Here is a 16,627-nt window from a genome sequence, read left to right on the forward strand (position 1 = left end):
CCCATGCGCCGACCCACCATCAACGACGTGGCCCGCGCCGCCGGGGTGTCCAAGTCCACCGTCTCGCTGGTCCTCAAGGCCAGCCCGCTGGTGCGCGAGGAAACCGCCCGCGACGTGCGCGCGGTGATGGCGCGGCTGGGCTATGTCTACAACCGCGCGGCGGCGGGACTGCGGTCCAGTTCCGGCGGGCTGATCGGGCTGATCATCAACGACCTGAGAAACCCCTTCTTCACGGAATTCGCGGCCTCGTTCCAGATGGCCGTGGCCCAGCACGACTATGCGGTGGTCATCGCCAACTCGGACGAGGACGCCGGCGCGCAGGCCCGCATCGCGCGGTCCATGATCGAACATGGCGTGGCCGCGCTGGTGATCTCGCCTGCCTTCGGCGAAGGCGGGGGAACCTTCGACCTGCTGTCGCGCGCGGCTGTGCCGACGCTGCAGGTGCTGCGGCAGGGCGATCCCCGGACGGACCTGTTCCCTTTCGCCAGCTTCGACTACATCGACGGCGGGCGGCAGGCGACGCGCCACCTGCTGGACCAAGGCGCGCGCCGCATCGCCTTCGTGGGCGGCTTCGAGGGACGCCCCATCACGGCCGAGCGGCGGTCCGGCTATCTCGAGGTGCTGGAAAGCCAAGGGATCGAGCCGCTGGTGATCGCGGGCGCGAGTTCGCGCGGTTGGGGGCTGAACGTCGCCGCGCCGCGCATCGTGGCGGACCCCTCCATCGACGCGGTGCTGGCCTTCAACGACCTGGTGATGCTGGGGCTGATGGCGGGGCTGGCGCGGGCGGGGCGGATGCCCGGCCGCGACATCCGGCTGGTCGGCTTCGACGACATCGAGGAATGCGCGCAGGTCTGGCCCGACCTCAGTTCCGTCAGCTGCGACATCGCCAAGTTCGGCCGCGACGTGGCCGCGACCCTGCTGGACTGGCTGCGCGAGGGCCGCCATCCTCCGCCCGAACGCCGCGAGGGGGTGACCCTTGTCCCCCGCCGGTCCAGCCTCGGAGTGACCGCATGACCCCACCCCAGCTTCTGCGCGCCATGTTCGACCGGGCCGTGGCCGTGGCCGACCCCATGGCAAGCCTCGCGGGCTTCCTGCCGGAACGTCCGGCGGGCCGTGTCTTCGTGATCGGCGCGGGCAAGGCCAGCGCCCGGATGGCCGAGGCGGTCGAGGCCGCCTGGGGGCCCTGCGAGGGGCTGGTGATCACCCGCTACGGCTATGCCCGGCCCACGCAGGGCATCGAGATCGTCGAGGCCGCCCATCCCGTTCCCGACCAGGCAGGGGTGGACGCCACGCGCCGGATGCTGGCGCTGCTGGAGGATCTGGGAGAAGGGGACTTCGTCCTCGCGCTGATCTCGGGCGGGGCCTCGGCGCTGCTTTGCGCGCCCGCGGGCGAGGTGACGCTTGAGGAAAAGCAGGCGGTGAACCGCGCGCTTCTGGCAAGCGGCGCGCCCATCGGGCAGATGAACGTGCTGCGCAAGCACCTGAGCCGGGTCAAGGGCGGCCAGCTTGCCGCCGCCGCATATCCTGCGCGGATGCTGGCGCTGATGGTGTCGGACGTGCCGGGAGACGACCCGGCGCTGATCGGCTCGGGGCCGACGGTCGGGGACCGCTCGACGGTCGCCGAGGCCCGGACGATCCTGGACCGCTGGGGGATCGAGGCGCCGCCCTCGGTCCGCGCCGTGCTGGAGGACCCGACCGGCGTGCGCGCGCCCGAGGACCCGGCGCTGTCGCGGGTGGAAAACGTGGTCTATGCCGCGCCCTCGCGCTCGCTTGAGGCGGCGGCGGAACTGGCGCGGGCGCAGGGTTATGCGGTCGAGATCCTGGGCGACGCGCTGGAAGGCGAGGCGCGGGATGTTGCCGCCCGACATGCCGCGCTGGCGCTTGCCGCGACCGGGCCGCGCGTGATCCTGTCGGGGGGCGAGCTGACCGTGACCCGGCGCGGCGACGGCATCGGCGGGCCCAACGCCGAATATGCGCTGGCCCTGGCGCTGGCGCTGGACGGCGCCCCTCGCATCCATGCCATCGCCTGCGACACCGACGGCGTGGACGGCGCGGCCGAGGTCGCGGGCGCGCTGGTCGGCCCGGACACGCTAGCCCGCGCGGCAGCGGCAGGCGCGGACCCGGGGAGGGCGCTCGAGCGGAACGACGCGCATGGCTTCTTCGGCCGCATCGGCGCGCAGGTCGTGACCGGCCCGACGCTGACCAACGTCAACGATTTCCGCGCCATCCTGATCGAAGCCCCCTGAGGTGCCCCGATGACTGACGACGACCTCGGCCCCGACGGCGACCAGCCCTGGATCAAGGACTCCGGCCACCGCGACTGGCTGGCGAGCGACGCGCTGCGGCAGCTGGACTTCTTCCGCCCCAGCCTGCGCGGGGACGGCGGCTTCGACGTGCTGGACCGCGCGGGCCGCCCGCTTCCCGGCCCGCAGGAACTGCACACCACCACCCGGCTGGTCCATTCCTTTGCGCTGGCCCACGCCGCCGGCGCGCCGGGCTGCGAGGATATCATCGACGCGGGCCTTGGCTTCCTGTGGCGCCGCCACCGCGACGCCCGGCACGGCGGCTATGCCTGGGCCGTCGCGCCCGAGGGTTTCGCCGACGACACCAAGCTGGCTTACGGCCATGTCTTCGTGCTGCTGGCGGCCTCCAGCGCCCGGCAGGTCGGCCACCCTGACGCCGACCGCCTGCTGGGTGACGTGGCCGAGGTGCTTGACCTCCGCTTCTGGGACAAGGGCGCGGGGCTTCTTTCCGACGAATACCGCCGCGACTGGACGCCCTTTTCCACCTATCGCGGCATGAACGCCAACATGCACGGCGCCGAGGCGATGCTGGCCGCCCATGAGGCCACGGGCGAGCGGCAATGGCTGGACCGCGCGGGCCGCATCCTCGAATTCTTCGCAGGCCGCATCGCGCCCGAGCACGGCTGGCGCCTGCCCGAGCATTACACCGAACGCTGGCAGGTGGACGCGGTCTATTCCGGCAACCCGATGTTCCGCCCGCCCGGCAGCACGCCCGGCCATTCCTTCGAACTCGGGCGGCTGGTGTTGCAACATTGGGACCTGTCGGGGCGCAGCGACGACGCCCCCGACCGCGCCCGGCAACTGGTGGAACGCGCCTTCGCCGACGCGTGGCGCCGTGATGGCGGCTTCGTCTACACGCTGGGCACGGATGGCCGCCCGGCGATCCGCGACCGCTACTGGTGGCCGGTGACCGAGGCCATCGGCGTCTTCGCCAGCCTTCTCAAGCTGGACGCCTCCCCCGAGGACGAGGAGCGTTACCGCGACTGCTGGCGCTTCGCCGCGCGCCACTTCATCGACGCCCGTCACGGCGGCTGGCTGCCCGAGATCGGCGAGGACGGCCGCCCGGCCGAACGCCAGTTCCGCGGCAAGCCCGACATCTACCACGCGATCCAAGCGGACCTGATCCCGCTGGCGCCGGGCCTGTCGGGGCTGATGCGCGAGTTGGCCGAGACCCGTCCCCTGCGGCGTTAACCATTTGGCAAGACTCGCCCGCTAGGCCTTGGCGCAGGGGCTGGCGGGGAAGGACATGGTCGCGATCGCCTATACCGTGGCCTTCGACGGGATCGAGGCGCGGCTGGTCGAGGTGCAGGCGGCGGTCTCGCCCGGCCTGCCGTCCTTCACCATCGTGGGCCTGCCCGACAAGGCCGTCAGCGAGGCGCGTGAGCGTATCCGCGCGGCCTTCGGCGCCATGTCGGTCGCGATGCCGAACAAGCGCGTCACGGTGAACCTGTCGCCCGCCGACCTGCCCAAGGAGGGTTCTCATTTCGACCTGCCCATTGCGCTTGCGGTGCTGGCGGTGCTGGAGGTGCTGCCCCCGGACGAGCTTGAAGGCGTGGTGTCGCTGGGGGAACTGGCGCTGGACGGGCGGCTGGTCTCGGTCGCGGGCGCGCTGCCCGCCGCGATGGCCGCGGCCGAGGAAGGGCGGGTGCTGATCTGCCCGCCCGCCTGCGGGGCCGAGGCCGCCTGGGTGGGCGCGGTGCCGGTGATCGCGCCGCAGGGGCTGCGTCAGGCAGTCGATCACCTGATGGGCCGCGCGCCGCTCGCGCCTTCCGCGCCGGGGCAGGTCGTCCGGACGCCGCGCCCGGCCAACATGGCCGACGTCCGGGGCCAGGAACGCGCCAAGCGTGCGCTGGAGATCGCGGCGGCGGGGCGGCACCACCTGCTGATGGTGGGGCCTCCGGGGTCCGGCAAGTCGATGCTGGCCGCGCGCCTTCCGGGGCTGATGCCGGAACTGACGCCGGCCGAGGCGCTGGAAACCTCGATGATCCAGTCGCTGGCGGGGATGCTGACGGACGGCGGCATCTCGCGCGAGGCGCCGTTCCGAGACCCCCACCACACCGCGTCCATGGCCGCCATCGTGGGCGGCGGCCGAGGGGCCAAGCCCGGAGAGATCAGCCTCGCCCATAACGGCGTGCTGTTCATGGACGAACTGCCCGAGTTTCCCCGCCCCGTTCTCGAAACCCTGCGCCAGCCGCTGGAAACGGGCGAGGTCGTGGTGGCGCGGGCGAACGCCCATGTGCGCTATCCCTGCCGCTTCCTGCTGATCGCGGCGGCGAACCCCTGCCGCTGCGGGCATCTGGCCGACGCCGCGCGGTCCTGCGCGCGGGCGCCGCAATGCGGAGCGGATTACATGGGCAAGCTGTCGGGGCCGCTGATGGACCGCTTCGACCTGCGGATCGAGGTGCCCGCCGTCGCGGTCGGCGACCTCGAGGCGCGGCCGGGCGGCGAGGCTTCGGAAACCATCGCGGGCCGGATCGCTGTGGCGCGTGACCGGCAGGCACGGCGCTTTGCCGACCATCCCGGGCTGCGGGTGAACGCGGATGCCTCGGGTCCCGTGCTGGACGAGATCGCCGCGCCCGACGCCGAGGGACGCGCCCTGATCGGGCGCGCGGCCGAGCGGCTGGGCCTCAGCGCGCGCGGCTATCACCGCATCCTGCGCACCGCCCGCACCATCGCCGACCTCGATCACAGCGAAACGGTCCGCGCGCCGCACATCGCCGAAGCCATCGGCTATCGCCTGCCCTTCGCAGGGGGGATGTGAGCGGAAGCCCTTCTTCTTCGTGGAAATATCCTGGGGTCCGGGGCAAAGCCCCGGTCCGGCGGCTCAGCCCTGCAGAAGCCACGGCCGGCGGGCAGGAGGGGGCAATCTCGCGCTTGCGTCACTGCCGCATGGGTATTTGGGTCAGGAAGAAGCGCAGGGCGCTTGCCTGAAGGCGCCGGTGATCGTGCGGGATGGCCGGCCTTCCTTGCCCCGTGGGCCACGGTCTTCTAAGTCTCCTCGCATCCGCCAGCAAAGCCAGGGAAAGAACCGATGATGCAGGAAAAGCGCGTTCTGCTGATCGTTGGGGGCGGGATCGCCGCCTTCAAGATCCCCGAACTGGTGCGGCTGCTGAGGGGCGCGGGCATCGGCGTGACCACCGTGCTGACCGATGGGGGCGCGCAGTTCGTCACGCCCCTGACGCTGTCGGCGCTGTCGGGCGAGGCCTGCCACACCGCGCTCTGGGACCTGACGCGCGAGGCCGAGATGGGTCATATCCGGCTGTCGCGCGCGGCCGACCTGGTGGTGGTGGCGCCCGCGACCGCCGACCTGATGGCGAAGATGGCGGGAGGCCATGCAAATGACCTCGCCTCGACGCTGCTGATGGCGACCGACAAGCGGGTGCTGGTCGCGCCCGCCATGAACGTGCGGATGTGGGAACATCCCGCGACCCGCCGCAACCGCGCCACGCTGGAAGACGATGGCATCCTGTTCGTCGGCCCCGACGCGGGCGAGATGGCCTGCGGCGAATGGGGCGAGGGCCGGATGGCCGAGCCCGAGGCGATCCTCGACGCGATCCGCGACGCGCTGGAGGAGGGTGCCGAGCGTCCCCTGCGGCTGACCGACGCCATCCTGCGCCTGCCGCCCGAGGCGGTTGTCCTGCCGGGCGTGACGGCGGGGCCGCTGGCCGGGCGGCACGTGATCGTCACCTCGGGGCCGACGCATGAGCCGATCGACCCGGTGCGCTATATCGCCAACCGCTCATCCGGCGCGCAGGGGACGGCGGTCGCCGCGGGCCTGCGGGATCTCGGCGCGCGCGTGACCTTTGTCACCGGCCCGGCCAGCGTGCCTCCGCCTGCGGGGGTGCAGGTGGTGCGCGTGGAAACCGCCGCCGAGATGCGCGAGGCGGTCGAGGCGGCGCTGCCCGCCGACGCCGCCGTGATGGCGGCGGCCGTGGCGGACTGGCGCGTGACCAGCGCATCCGACCGCAAGATCAAGAAGGACGGCTCGGGCCGGCCCCCGGCGCTCGAGATGGCCGAGAACCCCGACATCCTCGCCTGGATCAGCCGGGCCGAGGCGCGTCCCGCGCTGGTGGTGGGGTTCGCCGCCGAGACGGACGACGTGGTGGCGAATGCCACCGCCAAGCGCCTGCGCAAGGGCTGCGACTGGATCGTGGCCAATGATGTCAGCCCCTCGACCGGCGTCATGGGCGGCACCGAGAACAGCGTGATCCTTGTCACCGGGACAGGCGCCGAGCCCTGGCCGCAGCTGCCCAAGGAGGAGGTCGGCCGCCGGCTGGCGGCGCGGATCGCCGACGCCCTGGCTCAGGGGACGGGCGGGGCATGAGCCGCGTCTACCTCGACTGGAACGCGACCGCGCCGCTGCGTCCCGAGGCGCGGGAGGCGATGTCCGAGGCCTTCGACGTGATCGGCAACCCGTCCAGCGTCCATGCCGAGGGGCGCGCGGCCAAGATGCTGCTGGAACGCTCGCGCGAGGAGATCGCCGAGGCGCTGGGGGCGTCCCGCGCCGACATCGTCTTCACCTCGGGTTCCACCGAGGCCGCCGCGCTGGCGCTGGAGGGGCAGGGGCTTGCCTGCGCGGGCGTGGAACATGACTGTGTGCGCGCCTGGTGCGAGGAAACGCTGGCCGCGGATGAAAGCGGCCGCGTGACCGTCCCTGACCCGGCCCGCGCCACGCTGCAACTGGCCAACAGCGAGACGGGGGTGATCCAAGACCTGCCGCAGGGGCTGGCCGTCAGCGACATGACGCAGGGCTTCGGGAAGATCCCGCTGGCCTTCGACTGGATGGGCGTCAAGGCGGGCTTTGTCAGCGCCCACAAGCTGGGCGGGCCGCGCGGCATCGGCGCGCTGGTCCTTGCCGCCGGCGAGGATCGCCCGGCACGCCTGCGCGGGGGCGGACAGGAACAAGGCCGCCGGGCGGGGACCGAGAACCTCGCCGCCATTGCCGGCTTTGCCGCCGCGGCCAGGGCTGCCCAAAGTGACCTTGCGGCCGGAGTCGCGGAAAGATTCGCGGAAATGCGAGATCATCTGCTGCGAAGGCTGGAAGATCATGACGGAAACACTATGTTTCCGGGGCGCGAATCCCGACGCCTGCCGCAGACGCTGTCCATCCTGACTCCGGGGTGGAAGGGCGAGACGCAGGTGATGCAGATGGACCTGGCCGGCTTCGCCGTATCCGCCGGGTCAGCTTGCAGTTCCGGCAAGGTCCGGTCCAGCGGGGTGCTGCGCGCGATGGGCGTGGCCGAGGCGGATGCCGGCTGCGCGCTGCGCGTCTCGTTCGGAAGAACGACGACGCCCGAGGAATTGGACCGCTTTGCCGAGGCGTGGCTTTCCGCCCGCGCCCGTTGGCAGAGCAAGAAGGGAAGGTAACCGATGGCCGTTCTGGACGCGCCCGAGATCGAAGTCCGCGAAGGCGTCGACCGTGAGACGGTCGAGACCGTCGCCAACATGGGGTCCTACAAATACGGGTGGGACACCGAGATCGAGATGGAATACGCCCCCAAGGGCATCAACGAGGACATCGTCCGGCTGATCAGCCAGAAGAACGACGAGCCCGAGTGGATGACCGAGTGGCGCCTGGCCGCCTTCCGCCGCTGGCAGGGCATGACCGAGCCGCGCTGGGCGATGCTGAACTATCCCGAGATCGACTATCAGGACCAGTATTACTACGCCCGTCCGAAAAGCATGGCCGTCAAGCCCAAGTCGCTGGACGAGGTCGATCCCGCCCTGCTGGCGACCTACGAGAAGCTGGGCATCCCGCTGAAGGAACAGGCGATCCTGGCCGGGGTCGAAGGCGCCGACGCCTCGCCCATCCAGGGCCGCGACGACGCCCGCCGGGTGGCCGTGGATGCGGTCTTCGACTCGGTCAGCGTGGGGACGACCTTCAAGGATGAACTGGCGAAGGCCGGGGTGATCTTCTGCTCGATCTCGGAAGCGATCCGCGAGCATCCCGAGCTGGTGAAGAAATACCTCGGCTCGGTCGTGCCGCCGTCGGACAACTTCTTCGCGACGCTGAACTCGGCCGTGTTCTCGGACGGGTCGTTTGTCTACATCCCGCCGGGCGTCCGCTGCCCGATGGAACTGTCCACCTATTTCCGCATCAACGCGGAAAACACCGGCCAGTTCGAGCGCACGCTGATCATCGCCGACAAGGGCAGCCACGTCAGCTACCTGGAAGGCTGCACCGCGCCCAAGCGCGACACCGCCCAGCTGCACGCGGCCGTGGTGGAAATCGTCGTGCTTGAGGACGCCGAGGTGAAATACTCGACCGTCCAGAACTGGTTCCCCGGCGACGAGGAAGGCAAGGGCGGCATCTACAACTTCGTCACCAAGCGCGCCGACTGCCGCGAGGCCCGCGCCAAGGTGATGTGGACGCAGGTGGAAACCGGCTCGGCCATCACCTGGAAATACCCGTCCTGCATCCTGCGGGGCGAGGAAAGCCAGGGCGAGTTCTACTCGATCGCCATCGCCAACAACGCCCAGCAGGCCGACACCGGGACCAAGATGATCCATCTTGGCAAGAACACCCGCTCGCGCATCGTGTCCAAGGGCATCTCGGCGGGCCGGGCGCAGAACACCTATCGCGGTCTGGTGACGATGCACCCGCGCGCCACCAACAGCCGCAACTACACCCAGTGCGACAGCCTGCTGATCGGCGACCAGTGCGGGGCGCATACCGTGCCCTATATCGAGGTCAAGAACACCTCGTCGCGCGTGGAGCACGAGGCCACCACGTCCAAGGTGGACGAGGACCAGCTGTTCTACTGCCGCGCCCGCGGCATGGACGAGGAAGAGGCCGTGGCCCTTGTCGTCAACGGCTTCTGCCGCGAGGTGCTGCAGGCCCTGCCGATGGAATTCGCGATGGAGGCGCAGAGCCTGGTCGCCATCAGCCTGGAGGGGTCGGTGGGGTGACGCACCAGCCCTACAGCAGCATGCTGGAGCGGGCGTATGACAACCTCGATGCATGGCATCGTGCGAGAGTGGATCGACGGGTAGAGAGCCGTTATGGGCATCTTGACGAGTATGATCGCGCACTTAATGCGGGGCAGCGCAAATCCGCGCCCGGCATATGTATCATCGCGCTTGTCAATTTCCTGTCATTCCTTTTCGCGGCCGGGATTGCCAAAGGCGTCGATCTTGCTTTCGGGGTTGAAGAGGACGTCGTCATGGCAATTGGCATCATAGGTTGGATGACCTGCTGGATGGTTACTTTGACCGCGCTCGTCGTCAGAAAGATACATCGCCAGAACGCGGCGGCAGCGGCTGGCTTGAAGGAATAACGAGGATAACATGCTGGAAATCAAAAACCTTCACGTGCAGCTCGAGGAAGAGGGCAAGCAGATCCTCAAGGGCGTCACGCTGACCGTGCCCGCGGGCGAGGTTCATGCGATCATGGGCCCGAACGGCTCGGGCAAGTCCACGACCTCCTATGTGCTGTCGGGCCGCGAGGGCTATGAGGTCACGGAAGGCTCGGCCACGCTGGACGGCCGCGACCTGCTGGAGATGGAGCCCGAGGAACGCGCCGCGGCCGGCCTGTTCCTGGCCTTCCAGTATCCGGTGGAAATTCCCGGCGTCGGCAACATGACCTTCCTGCGCACGGCCGTGAACGCCCAGCGCAAGGCGCGCGGCGAGGAGGAACTGTCGGCGGGCGACTTCCTCAAGCTGGTGCGGGAAAAGGCCAAGGCGCTGGACATCGACGCCGAGATGCTGAAGCGCCCGGTGAACGTCGGCTTCTCGGGCGGCGAGAAGAAGCGCAACGAGATCCTGCAGATGGCCATGCTGGAACCCCGCATGTGCATCCTGGACGAGACGGACTCGGGCCTCGACGTGGACGCGATGCGGCTGGTGGCCGAGGGCGTGAACGCCCTGCGTTCGCCCGAGCGCAGCTTCCTTGTCATCACCCACTACCAGCGCCTGCTGGACCACATCGTGCCGGACGTCGTCCACATCATGCATGACGGCCGCATCGTGAAGTCGGGCGGCCCCGAGCTGGCGCTGGAAGTCGAGCGCAACGGCTACGGGGACATCCTTGCCGAGGCCGCCGATGCTTGAGGCCGTCAAGACCCAGCAGACCCCCGTCATCGAGGGCGCGCCGCGCTCGGCCCGGGCCGATGTGCAGCTTGACGCCCGCCTTGCCGCCGCGCCTGCGCCCATGACGGGCGTCACCGCGCCCGCGCGTGCTGATGCCCTGGCGCGGCTGAAGGAACAGGGCCTGCCCGGCCCGCGCCACGAATACTGGCGTTACACCGATCCGGCGCCCTTCAACGCCGCCCGGCCCGCGCCCGTCGCGCTGGAAGCCGTCGCGGGCGACCCGAAGCTGTTCGCCGACGTGGACAAGCTGCGGCTGGTCTTCGTGGACGGCCGCTTCGACGCGGCCGCGTCGGACGATCCGGCGCTGGCCGGGGTGGAGATCACCACCTTGGCCCAGGCCGACGCGCAGCCCGGCCACTGGGTCGCCGAAGCCTATGGCGTGCTGGAAGCCCAGGGCCAGAAGCCGGTGCGGCGCGCCTTCGCCGCGCTGAACACGGCCGTTGCCACCGACGGCGCGGTGATCCGCGTCACCGGCAAGGCCGACCGTCCGGTGCAGATCCTGTATCGTCCCTCGGACGCGGGCGCCGACGTGATCGTCCATCACGTCCTGCGGCTTGAAGAAGGGGCCGAGCTGACGCTGCTGGAAAACGGGCTGCTCGGCGCGCGCGGCAACGTGGTGATCGAGGCCGACCTCGCCCCCGGTGCCAAGCTGCATCACATCGCCGCGCCCCGCGCGGGCGTGGCGCGCATCGCGACCACCCACCTGTTCGCCCGCGTGGCCGAGGCCGCCTCGCTGAAAAGCTTCGAGCTGTCGGTCGATGGGCGGCACATGCGCTCGGAATCGGTGGTCGAGCTTGCGGGCGACGATGCCGTGGCCCACGTCGCGGCGGCCGTCCTTGGCGACGGCGACAACCTGCGCCATGACGACACCGTGTTCATCACCCACGGGGCCCTGCGCGGCGAAAGCCGGCAGGTCTTCAAGAAGGTGCTGAAGAACGGCGCGACCGGCGTCTTCCAGGGCAAGATCCTCGTGCGTCCCGGCGCGCAGAAGACCGACGGCTACCAGATCAGCCAGGCCCTGCTGCTGGACGAGGACAGCCAGTTCCTCGCCAAGCCGGAACTGGAGATCTACGCCGACGACGTGAAGTGCAGCCACGGCTCGACCACCGGCGCGCTGGACGAGACGGCGCTGTTCTACCTGCGCTCGCGCGGGGTGCCGCGGGAACGGGCGATCGTGCTGCTGGTCCTCAGCTTCCTGGCCGACGCGCTGGAAGAAGTCGAGGACGAGGACCTGCGGGCCGAGATCGCGGGCCGCCTGGAAGACTGGCTGACCGCCAAGGCCCAGGGCTGAGGCATGGCGCTGGTCCCGCGCATCCTGCAGACCTGGCGTGCGCCCGGTGCGGCGGTGCGCGGGATGGCGGGCCTGTCCGAGCCCGCGCTGCTGGCGCTGCTTCTGGGCACGATGGCGGTCTATTTCGTGGCGCAATGGCCGGCGCACGCGCGGGCGGCGGCGCTGGACCCCTCGGTTCCGCTGCAGGCGCGGCTGGGCGGGGCGCTGCTGGCCACGCTGTTCATGATGCCGCTGATCGTCATGGCGGTGGCCGCCGTCGCGCAACTTGTCGCCCGGGCCTTCGGGCTGCGGCTGGACGGGCGCGCCTCGCGGCTGGCGCTGGTCTGGGCCCTGGCGGCGGTCGCGCCGGTCATGCTGCTTCAGGGGCTGACGACGGGCTTCCTGGGGCCGGGCCCCGCCGTCGCGGTCGTGAACCTGCTGGCGGGCGGCGCGTTTCTGGTGTTCTGGATCTCGGGACTTCGCGCCCTGAGCCAGCAAAGGCAGCCTGCATGATCGACCTGATGAGGATGACGCTCCGCGACCCGCTCGCGGGATTCCGGGTGCTGAAGGCCAAGCCGTGGCAGCCGGGCGACCGCTGGGCGCTGATCTTCGCCACCGCCGCCTGCTCGGCCATCCTGTCCTGGCTGTCCACGGTCCTGCTGGCGGGGCCGGGGGCCGAGGCGGGGGTGCTGGGCTTCCTGTCGGTCTCGCCCATCTCGATGGCCTCGGTGCAGGTGGTCTCGGCGGCCTTCGGCGCCTATCTGCTGGCCGAGGTGGGCCGCATCTTCGGCGGCACGGGACGCTTTGCCGACGCGCTGCTGGCCGTGGGCTGGATCGAGGCGATCATGGTGGCGCTGCAGACCCTGCAGCTTGCCGTGACGCTGGTCCTGCCGTCGCTCGGTGCGCTTCTGGGCATTGCGGCGCTGCTGCTGGCTGCCTATCTGATGGTGGCCCTGACGATGGCAGTTCACGGCTTTCGCAACCCCCTTCTGGTGGTGATGGGGATCCTGGGCACGGTCATGCTGACCAGCTTCCTTTTGTCCATCCTCGCCGCCACCCTCGGCTTCCTGCCCGGAGCGCCCGCATGAGTTTCGACGTTTCCCGCGTCCGCGCCGACTTCCCGATCCTGTCCCGGCAGGTGAACGGGCGTCCCCTGGTTTATCTGGACAGCGGGGCCAGCGCGCAGAAGCCGCAGGTGGTGATCGACGCGATCTCGGCGGCCTATGCGGGTGAATACGCCAACGTGCACCGCGGCCTGCATTTCCTGTCGAACCTGGCGACCGACAACTACGAACGCGTGCGCGCCACCATCGCCCGCTTCCTCAATGCCCCGCGCGAGGACGAGGTGATCTTCACCAGCGGCTCGACCGAGGGCATCAACCTCGTCAGCTATGCCTGGGCGGCTCCCCGCCTGCAGCCGGGGGACGAGATCGTCCTGTCCCTGTTGGAACACCATGCCAACATCGTCCCGTGGCACTTCCTGCGCGAACGGCAGGGCGTCGTGCTGCGCTGGGTGGAACCCGAGCCCGATGGCAGCCTGCCGCCCGAAAAGGTGCTGGCGGCAGTCGGGCCGAAGACGCGGCTGATCGCCATCACCCACATGTCGAACGTCACCGGCACGGTGGTGGACGTGGGGGCCATCGCGCGGGGAACGGACGTGCCGGTGCTGGTCGATGGCAGCCAGGCGGCGGTCCACATGCCGGTGGATCTGGGCGCCCTCGGCTGCGATTTCTACTGCATCACCGGGCACAAGCTTTACGGCCCCTCGGGATCCGGGGCGATCTGGATCAGGTCGGAACGGCAGGCCGAGATGCGTCCCTTCCTCGGCGGCGGCGACATGATCCGCGAGGTGTCGCGCAACGCGGTGACCTATGCCGACCCGCCCCTGCGCTTCGAGGCGGGCACCCCCGGCATCGTCAACCAGATCGGCTTGGGCGTGGCGCTGGAATATCTCATGTCGCTGGGGATGGCGAACATCTCGGCGCATGAGGCCTCGTTGCGCGACTATGCGCTGGAACGCCTGGGCGGGTTGAACTGGCTGCAGATCCAGGGGACGGCACCGGGGAAGGGCGCGATCTTTTCCATGACGATGGAGGGCGCGCACGCCCATGACATCGCCACGATCCTCGACCAGCGCGGCATCGCCGTGCGCGCCGGGACCCATTGCGCCATGCCGCTGATGCAGCACTATGGCATCCCCGCCTCGGCGCGGGCGAGCTTTGCCATGTACAACACCCGCGAGGACGTGGACGCCCTCGTTTCGGGGCTCGAGTTCTGCCGCGAGCTTTTCGCCTGAGCGCAAGGGTTTCTTAAGCCTGCGGTGCTATCCCGGTCCTGCAAGGGGCAGGGGTGGCGCATATGCGGCTGATGGGGGGTCTTGCGGTGCTGCTCTGGCTGCCGCTCGCGCCTGTGGCGCAGGCCGCGACCGATCCTGCTGACCAACCCGCGGCCGTCTGCGAATGGGCAGCCATGACGGCGGCGGCGGAAATGGGCGTGCCGCCCGATATCCTCGGCGCGCTGACCCTGACCGAAACCGGCCGCCGCCGCGATGGCGTGGTCCGCCCCTGGGCGTGGAGCGTGAATGCCGAGGGCGCCGGCAGCTGGTTCGAGGATCCGGCCGAGGCGCTGGCCTTTGCGCAGGACCGCATCGACCAGGGCCGGCCGAACCTCGACATCGGCTGCTTCCAGCTGAACTATCGCTGGCATGGCGAGAACTTCCCCTCTGTGGTCGAGATGTTCGACCCGCTGGAAAACGCACGCTACGCCGCCCGCTTCGTCCGCGGTCTTTATGCCGAAACGGGTGACTGGCGCCGCGCGGCAGGGGCGTTCCATTCGCGCACGGCGGTCCATGCGGACAGGTATCTCGCCCGCTTCGATGACCTGCGCGCGACATTCAGCAAGCATGGCTTCGCCGGCATGACCGGCACGCCCGAGACTTACAACGACTTCGCCATGGCCGCACCGGTCGCACCCGAGAAGGTCGCCCGCGCCCGGCAAAGGCTGACGCTGCTGGGCGCGCCGCTCGGCTCTGCAAGAACAGGCTCGCCCGGCTCGCTGGCCGTGGTGGCGCCGGGCCGGGGCGCGCTGATCGGCCTCAGCCGCGGCGCGCTGATCGGCCCGCGCGAGGCGCTTGCGGAAGAACCCGTGTCCCTGCCTGAAGCCGCGCCTTCCGAGGCGCTTTAGGTTCAGGTCAGCGACAGCGGAAAGGCGATGGTGATGACCATGCCCCCCTCGCCGAACTCACGCGAGAAGCTGCCGGTCAGGTCGCCCTCGATCAGCGCATGGATCAGTTGCGTGCCGAAGCCGCTGGAACTGTCGTCGGTGCCGCCGGGCAGAGCCTCCGGCTCGATCCAGTCGAGGACCAGCCAGTCGGCTGTGCCTCGCCTGTCGACGTGCCATTCGATGCGGATCGTCAGGGCATCGGCATCCGCGCCGTATTTCATCGCATTGGTGCTGAGCTCATAGGCGACCAGCCCCAATGCCTGGGCCTCGCGCCCGTTCAGCCGGACGGGCGGCCCGGCCAGCATCGCTTCGGCGCGGGCGGCATCGACGACCCCGCCGATCTCGCCCAGCAGAAGCTCGCGCAGGTCCGCCGAGTCGCGCCCGTCGCGGTTGATCGCGTCCTGCGCCTTGGCCATCGCCGACAGCCGCGCCCCGAAGATGCGGCCGAATTCGGGAAGGTCGTTGGCCGAGCGCATCGTCTGGCGGGCGATCGCCTGGATGCGGGCCAGGTGGTTCTTGATCCGGTGCTGCATCTCGCGCAGCAGGAGCGCGCGCTGCTCGGCCTCGCGCCCCGAAAGCGCCGCCGCCCGCTCGGCCTCGGCCAGCGCGCGGATGAAGTTCCACGTCGCTCCCCCGACCGCGATCACCAGCAGCAGCGACAGGACGCCCACCATCAAGCTGGCCGAGTGGTTCATCCATCCCGAGAACTCCGCCGTCGGGGTCATGGTCATCTGCCACCGGCGGCCGGCGACCGAAATCTCGCGCGTGATCGCGTGCGCGGCCAGTGAGGCGGGGATTTTCGCGGAGCTGTTGTCGAAAAGCGGCTGGTCGGGGGCAAGAACGTCCACGGTCCGCAGCCTCAACGGCAGGTCCGGCAGGGTGGCCAGCACGGCGGCATGCAGGTCCCCGGCCCGAAAGGGGGCATAAACGAAGCCGCCATCGCGCCGCGGCCTCATCCCGAACAGCCCGGCCCGGGTCGGGACGTAGATCAGGAAACCCGCCTGCTTGTCGGAGGTGATCTCCTGCACCAGCTCGACCGGCCCCGTGGCCCGCGGCTCGCCCGTCCCGAGCGCCGCCGCCATGGCCTCGCGCCGGGCGGGCTCGGAATACATGTCGTAGCCGATCGCATGGAGGTTCCGCTCGTCCAGCGGCTCCAGCATGGCGATGGGTCCGACAAGGGCCTGGTCGCTCGGGGGGCGGGCCGCGACCCGGCGTCCATGCGCGGCCGCGATCAGGTCGTGCGCCCGTCCGGCCTCGGCTGCGGAAAGCAGCGCGGCGAAGCCGATGCCCTGAATCCCCTGGTAGTCGCCCCGAAGGTCGAGTCCCGCGACATAGCGTGCGAACTCAGGGACCGTCACGGGCTGGGTTCCCGCATCGAAGTAGCTTGCCGTGGCACGCAGCAGCGCGACATGCTGGATCATGCGCTGCTGGACCCGGCCGGACACGAGATCGGCAAGCCGCGCGAAGCGAATGGCGATGGCCTGGTTTTCCAGGCGGACCGTGGCGACGGTCAGCCCAAGGCCCAGGGCCAGCGTGACGAGCACGGCGCCCAACATCAGAACGGTCTGGCGGGCGCGTGTCATTCCGTGCTCGGGAAAAGGAAGGCCGCGTCGGCTGCGGCGATCGAGGGAAGGAGGCGGGACGCGGCGCGCCTCGCCCGCTCCCCTACGCTGCGGGATGAGGCCTGTCCAGAGCGCCCCGGGGCTTTCAGGGCGGGGCTTGTCATTCAGCCATGGCAAGGAGA

At 70.1% G+C, this 16,627-nt stretch carries 15 protein-coding genes; 14 read left to right on the forward strand and 1 reads right to left on the reverse strand.

Annotated elements, in window-relative coordinates; translation table 11 throughout:
* Positions 1-3 precede the first annotated feature (3 nt).
* The 14 genes from CK240_RS10250 to CK240_RS10315 all read left to right on the forward strand — a co-directional run bounded on the left by CK240_RS10250 (position 4) and on the right by CK240_RS10315 (position 14,844).
* The gene (locus CK240_RS10250) at positions 4-1,014 is read left to right on the forward strand and encodes a LacI family DNA-binding transcriptional regulator (RefSeq protein ID WP_095640242.1); all 1,011 of its coding nucleotides are present in this window, start codon (positions 4-6) and stop codon (positions 1,012-1,014) included.
* The gene (locus CK240_RS10255) at positions 1,011-2,246 is read left to right on the forward strand and encodes a glycerate kinase type-2 family protein (RefSeq protein ID WP_095640243.1); all 1,236 of its coding nucleotides are present in this window, start codon (positions 1,011-1,013) and stop codon (positions 2,244-2,246) included. The genes CK240_RS10250 and CK240_RS10255 overlap by 4 nt, the downstream gene beginning before the upstream one ends.
* A gap of 9 nt (positions 2,247-2,255) precedes the next feature.
* On the forward strand, positions 2,256-3,494 hold the full coding sequence (locus CK240_RS10260) for an AGE family epimerase/isomerase (RefSeq protein ID WP_095640244.1): 1,239 nt from the start codon (positions 2,256-2,258) through the stop codon (positions 3,492-3,494).
* A 55-nt stretch (positions 3,495-3,549) separates the two neighbouring features.
* Positions 3,550-5,064: a YifB family Mg chelatase-like AAA ATPase gene (locus tag CK240_RS10265; RefSeq protein ID WP_095640304.1), complete on the forward strand. Its 1,515-nt coding sequence runs from the start codon at positions 3,550-3,552 to the stop codon at positions 5,062-5,064.
* 270 nt (positions 5,065-5,334) lie between these two features.
* On the forward strand, positions 5,335-6,627 hold the full coding sequence (locus CK240_RS10270) for a bifunctional phosphopantothenoylcysteine decarboxylase/phosphopantothenate synthase (protein ID WP_095640245.1): 1,293 nt from the start codon (positions 5,335-5,337) through the stop codon (positions 6,625-6,627).
* On the forward strand, positions 6,624-7,670 hold the full coding sequence (locus CK240_RS10275) for a cysteine desulfurase family protein (protein ID WP_095640246.1): 1,047 nt from the start codon (positions 6,624-6,626) through the stop codon (positions 7,668-7,670). The genes CK240_RS10270 and CK240_RS10275 overlap by 4 nt, the downstream gene beginning before the upstream one ends.
* Positions 7,671-7,673: 3 nt before the next feature.
* Positions 7,674-9,212, forward strand: a complete 1,539-nt coding sequence (gene sufB / locus CK240_RS10280) for a Fe-S cluster assembly protein SufB (protein WP_095640247.1) — start codon at positions 7,674-7,676, stop codon at positions 9,210-9,212.
* Positions 9,209-9,580, forward strand: coding sequence for a hypothetical protein (locus tag CK240_RS10285; protein WP_095640248.1), 372 nt, complete (start codon positions 9,209-9,211; stop codon positions 9,578-9,580). Before sufB ends, CK240_RS10285 begins: the two co-directional genes overlap by 4 nt.
* 10 nt (positions 9,581-9,590) lie before the next feature.
* A complete protein-coding gene (gene sufC / locus CK240_RS10290) occupies positions 9,591-10,352 on the forward strand; it encodes a Fe-S cluster assembly ATPase SufC (RefSeq protein ID WP_095640249.1) in 762 nt (253 codons plus the stop codon).
* Positions 10,345-11,682 carry a SufB/SufD family protein gene (locus CK240_RS10295; RefSeq protein WP_095640250.1) on the forward strand — a complete coding sequence of 446 codons (1,338 nt, stop codon included), beginning with the start codon at positions 10,345-10,347 and terminating at the stop codon, positions 11,680-11,682. The genes sufC and CK240_RS10295 overlap by 8 nt, the downstream gene beginning before the upstream one ends.
* Before the next feature lie 3 nt (positions 11,683-11,685).
* A complete protein-coding gene (locus CK240_RS10300; protein WP_095640251.1) occupies positions 11,686-12,174 on the forward strand; it encodes a hypothetical protein in 489 nt (162 codons plus the stop codon).
* Positions 12,171-12,749: a YIP1 family protein gene (locus tag CK240_RS10305; RefSeq protein WP_095640252.1), complete on the forward strand. Its 579-nt coding sequence runs from the start codon at positions 12,171-12,173 to the stop codon at positions 12,747-12,749. Before CK240_RS10300 ends, CK240_RS10305 begins: the two co-directional genes overlap by 4 nt.
* The gene (locus CK240_RS10310; RefSeq protein WP_095640253.1) at positions 12,746-13,957 is read left to right on the forward strand and encodes a cysteine desulfurase; all 1,212 of its coding nucleotides are present in this window, start codon (positions 12,746-12,748) and stop codon (positions 13,955-13,957) included. The genes CK240_RS10305 and CK240_RS10310 overlap by 4 nt, the downstream gene beginning before the upstream one ends.
* 62 nt (positions 13,958-14,019) lie before the next feature.
* A complete protein-coding gene (locus tag CK240_RS10315) occupies positions 14,020-14,844 on the forward strand; it encodes a lysozyme family protein (RefSeq protein WP_205957809.1) in 825 nt (274 codons plus the stop codon).
* 2 nt (positions 14,845-14,846) lie between these two features.
* Here the strand turns inward: CK240_RS10315 and CK240_RS10320 are convergent, their stop codons facing one another.
* Positions 14,847-16,466 (reverse strand): CHASE domain-containing protein, encoded by a 1,620-nt coding sequence (locus CK240_RS10320; RefSeq protein WP_167650015.1) that lies wholly within the window; start codon positions 16,464-16,466, stop codon positions 14,847-14,849.
* Positions 16,467-16,627: the final 161 nt, after the last annotated feature.

The sequence above is a fragment of the Paracoccus salipaludis genome, from assembly GCF_002287065.1.
Classification (GTDB): domain Bacteria; phylum Pseudomonadota; class Alphaproteobacteria; order Rhodobacterales; family Rhodobacteraceae; genus Paracoccus; species Paracoccus salipaludis.

Excerpts from the sequence above, each read along its gene's own strand:
- CK240_RS10315 (WP_205957809.1), top strand. The coding sequence starts at position 14,020 with ATGCGGCTGATGGGGGGTCTTGCGGTGCTGCTCTGGCTGCCGCTCGCG.
- CK240_RS10275 (WP_095640246.1), top strand. The coding sequence starts at position 6,624 with ATGAGCCGCGTCTACCTCGACTGGAACGCGACCGCGCCGCTGCGTCCC.
- CK240_RS10255 (WP_095640243.1), top strand. The coding sequence starts at position 1,011 with ATGACCCCACCCCAGCTTCTGCGCGCCATGTTCGACCGGGCCGTGGCC.
- CK240_RS10320 (WP_167650015.1), bottom strand. The coding sequence starts at position 16,466 with ATGACACGCGCCCGCCAGACCGTTCTGATGTTGGGCGCCGTGCTCGTC.
- CK240_RS10300 (WP_095640251.1), top strand. The coding sequence starts at position 11,686 with ATGGCGCTGGTCCCGCGCATCCTGCAGACCTGGCGTGCGCCCGGTGCG.
- CK240_RS10305 (WP_095640252.1), top strand. The coding sequence starts at position 12,171 with ATGATCGACCTGATGAGGATGACGCTCCGCGACCCGCTCGCGGGATTC.
- sufC (WP_095640249.1), top strand. The coding sequence starts at position 9,591 with ATGCTGGAAATCAAAAACCTTCACGTGCAGCTCGAGGAAGAGGGCAAG.
- CK240_RS10295 (WP_095640250.1), top strand. The coding sequence starts at position 10,345 with ATGCTTGAGGCCGTCAAGACCCAGCAGACCCCCGTCATCGAGGGCGCG.
- CK240_RS10260 (WP_095640244.1), top strand. The coding sequence starts at position 2,256 with ATGACTGACGACGACCTCGGCCCCGACGGCGACCAGCCCTGGATCAAG.
- CK240_RS10265 (WP_095640304.1), top strand. The coding sequence starts at position 3,550 with ATGGTCGCGATCGCCTATACCGTGGCCTTCGACGGGATCGAGGCGCGG.
- sufB (WP_095640247.1), top strand. The coding sequence starts at position 7,674 with ATGGCCGTTCTGGACGCGCCCGAGATCGAAGTCCGCGAAGGCGTCGAC.
- CK240_RS10310 (WP_095640253.1), top strand. The coding sequence starts at position 12,746 with ATGAGTTTCGACGTTTCCCGCGTCCGCGCCGACTTCCCGATCCTGTCC.
- CK240_RS10250 (WP_095640242.1), top strand. The coding sequence starts at position 4 with ATGCGCCGACCCACCATCAACGACGTGGCCCGCGCCGCCGGGGTGTCC.
- CK240_RS10270 (WP_095640245.1), top strand. The coding sequence starts at position 5,335 with ATGATGCAGGAAAAGCGCGTTCTGCTGATCGTTGGGGGCGGGATCGCC.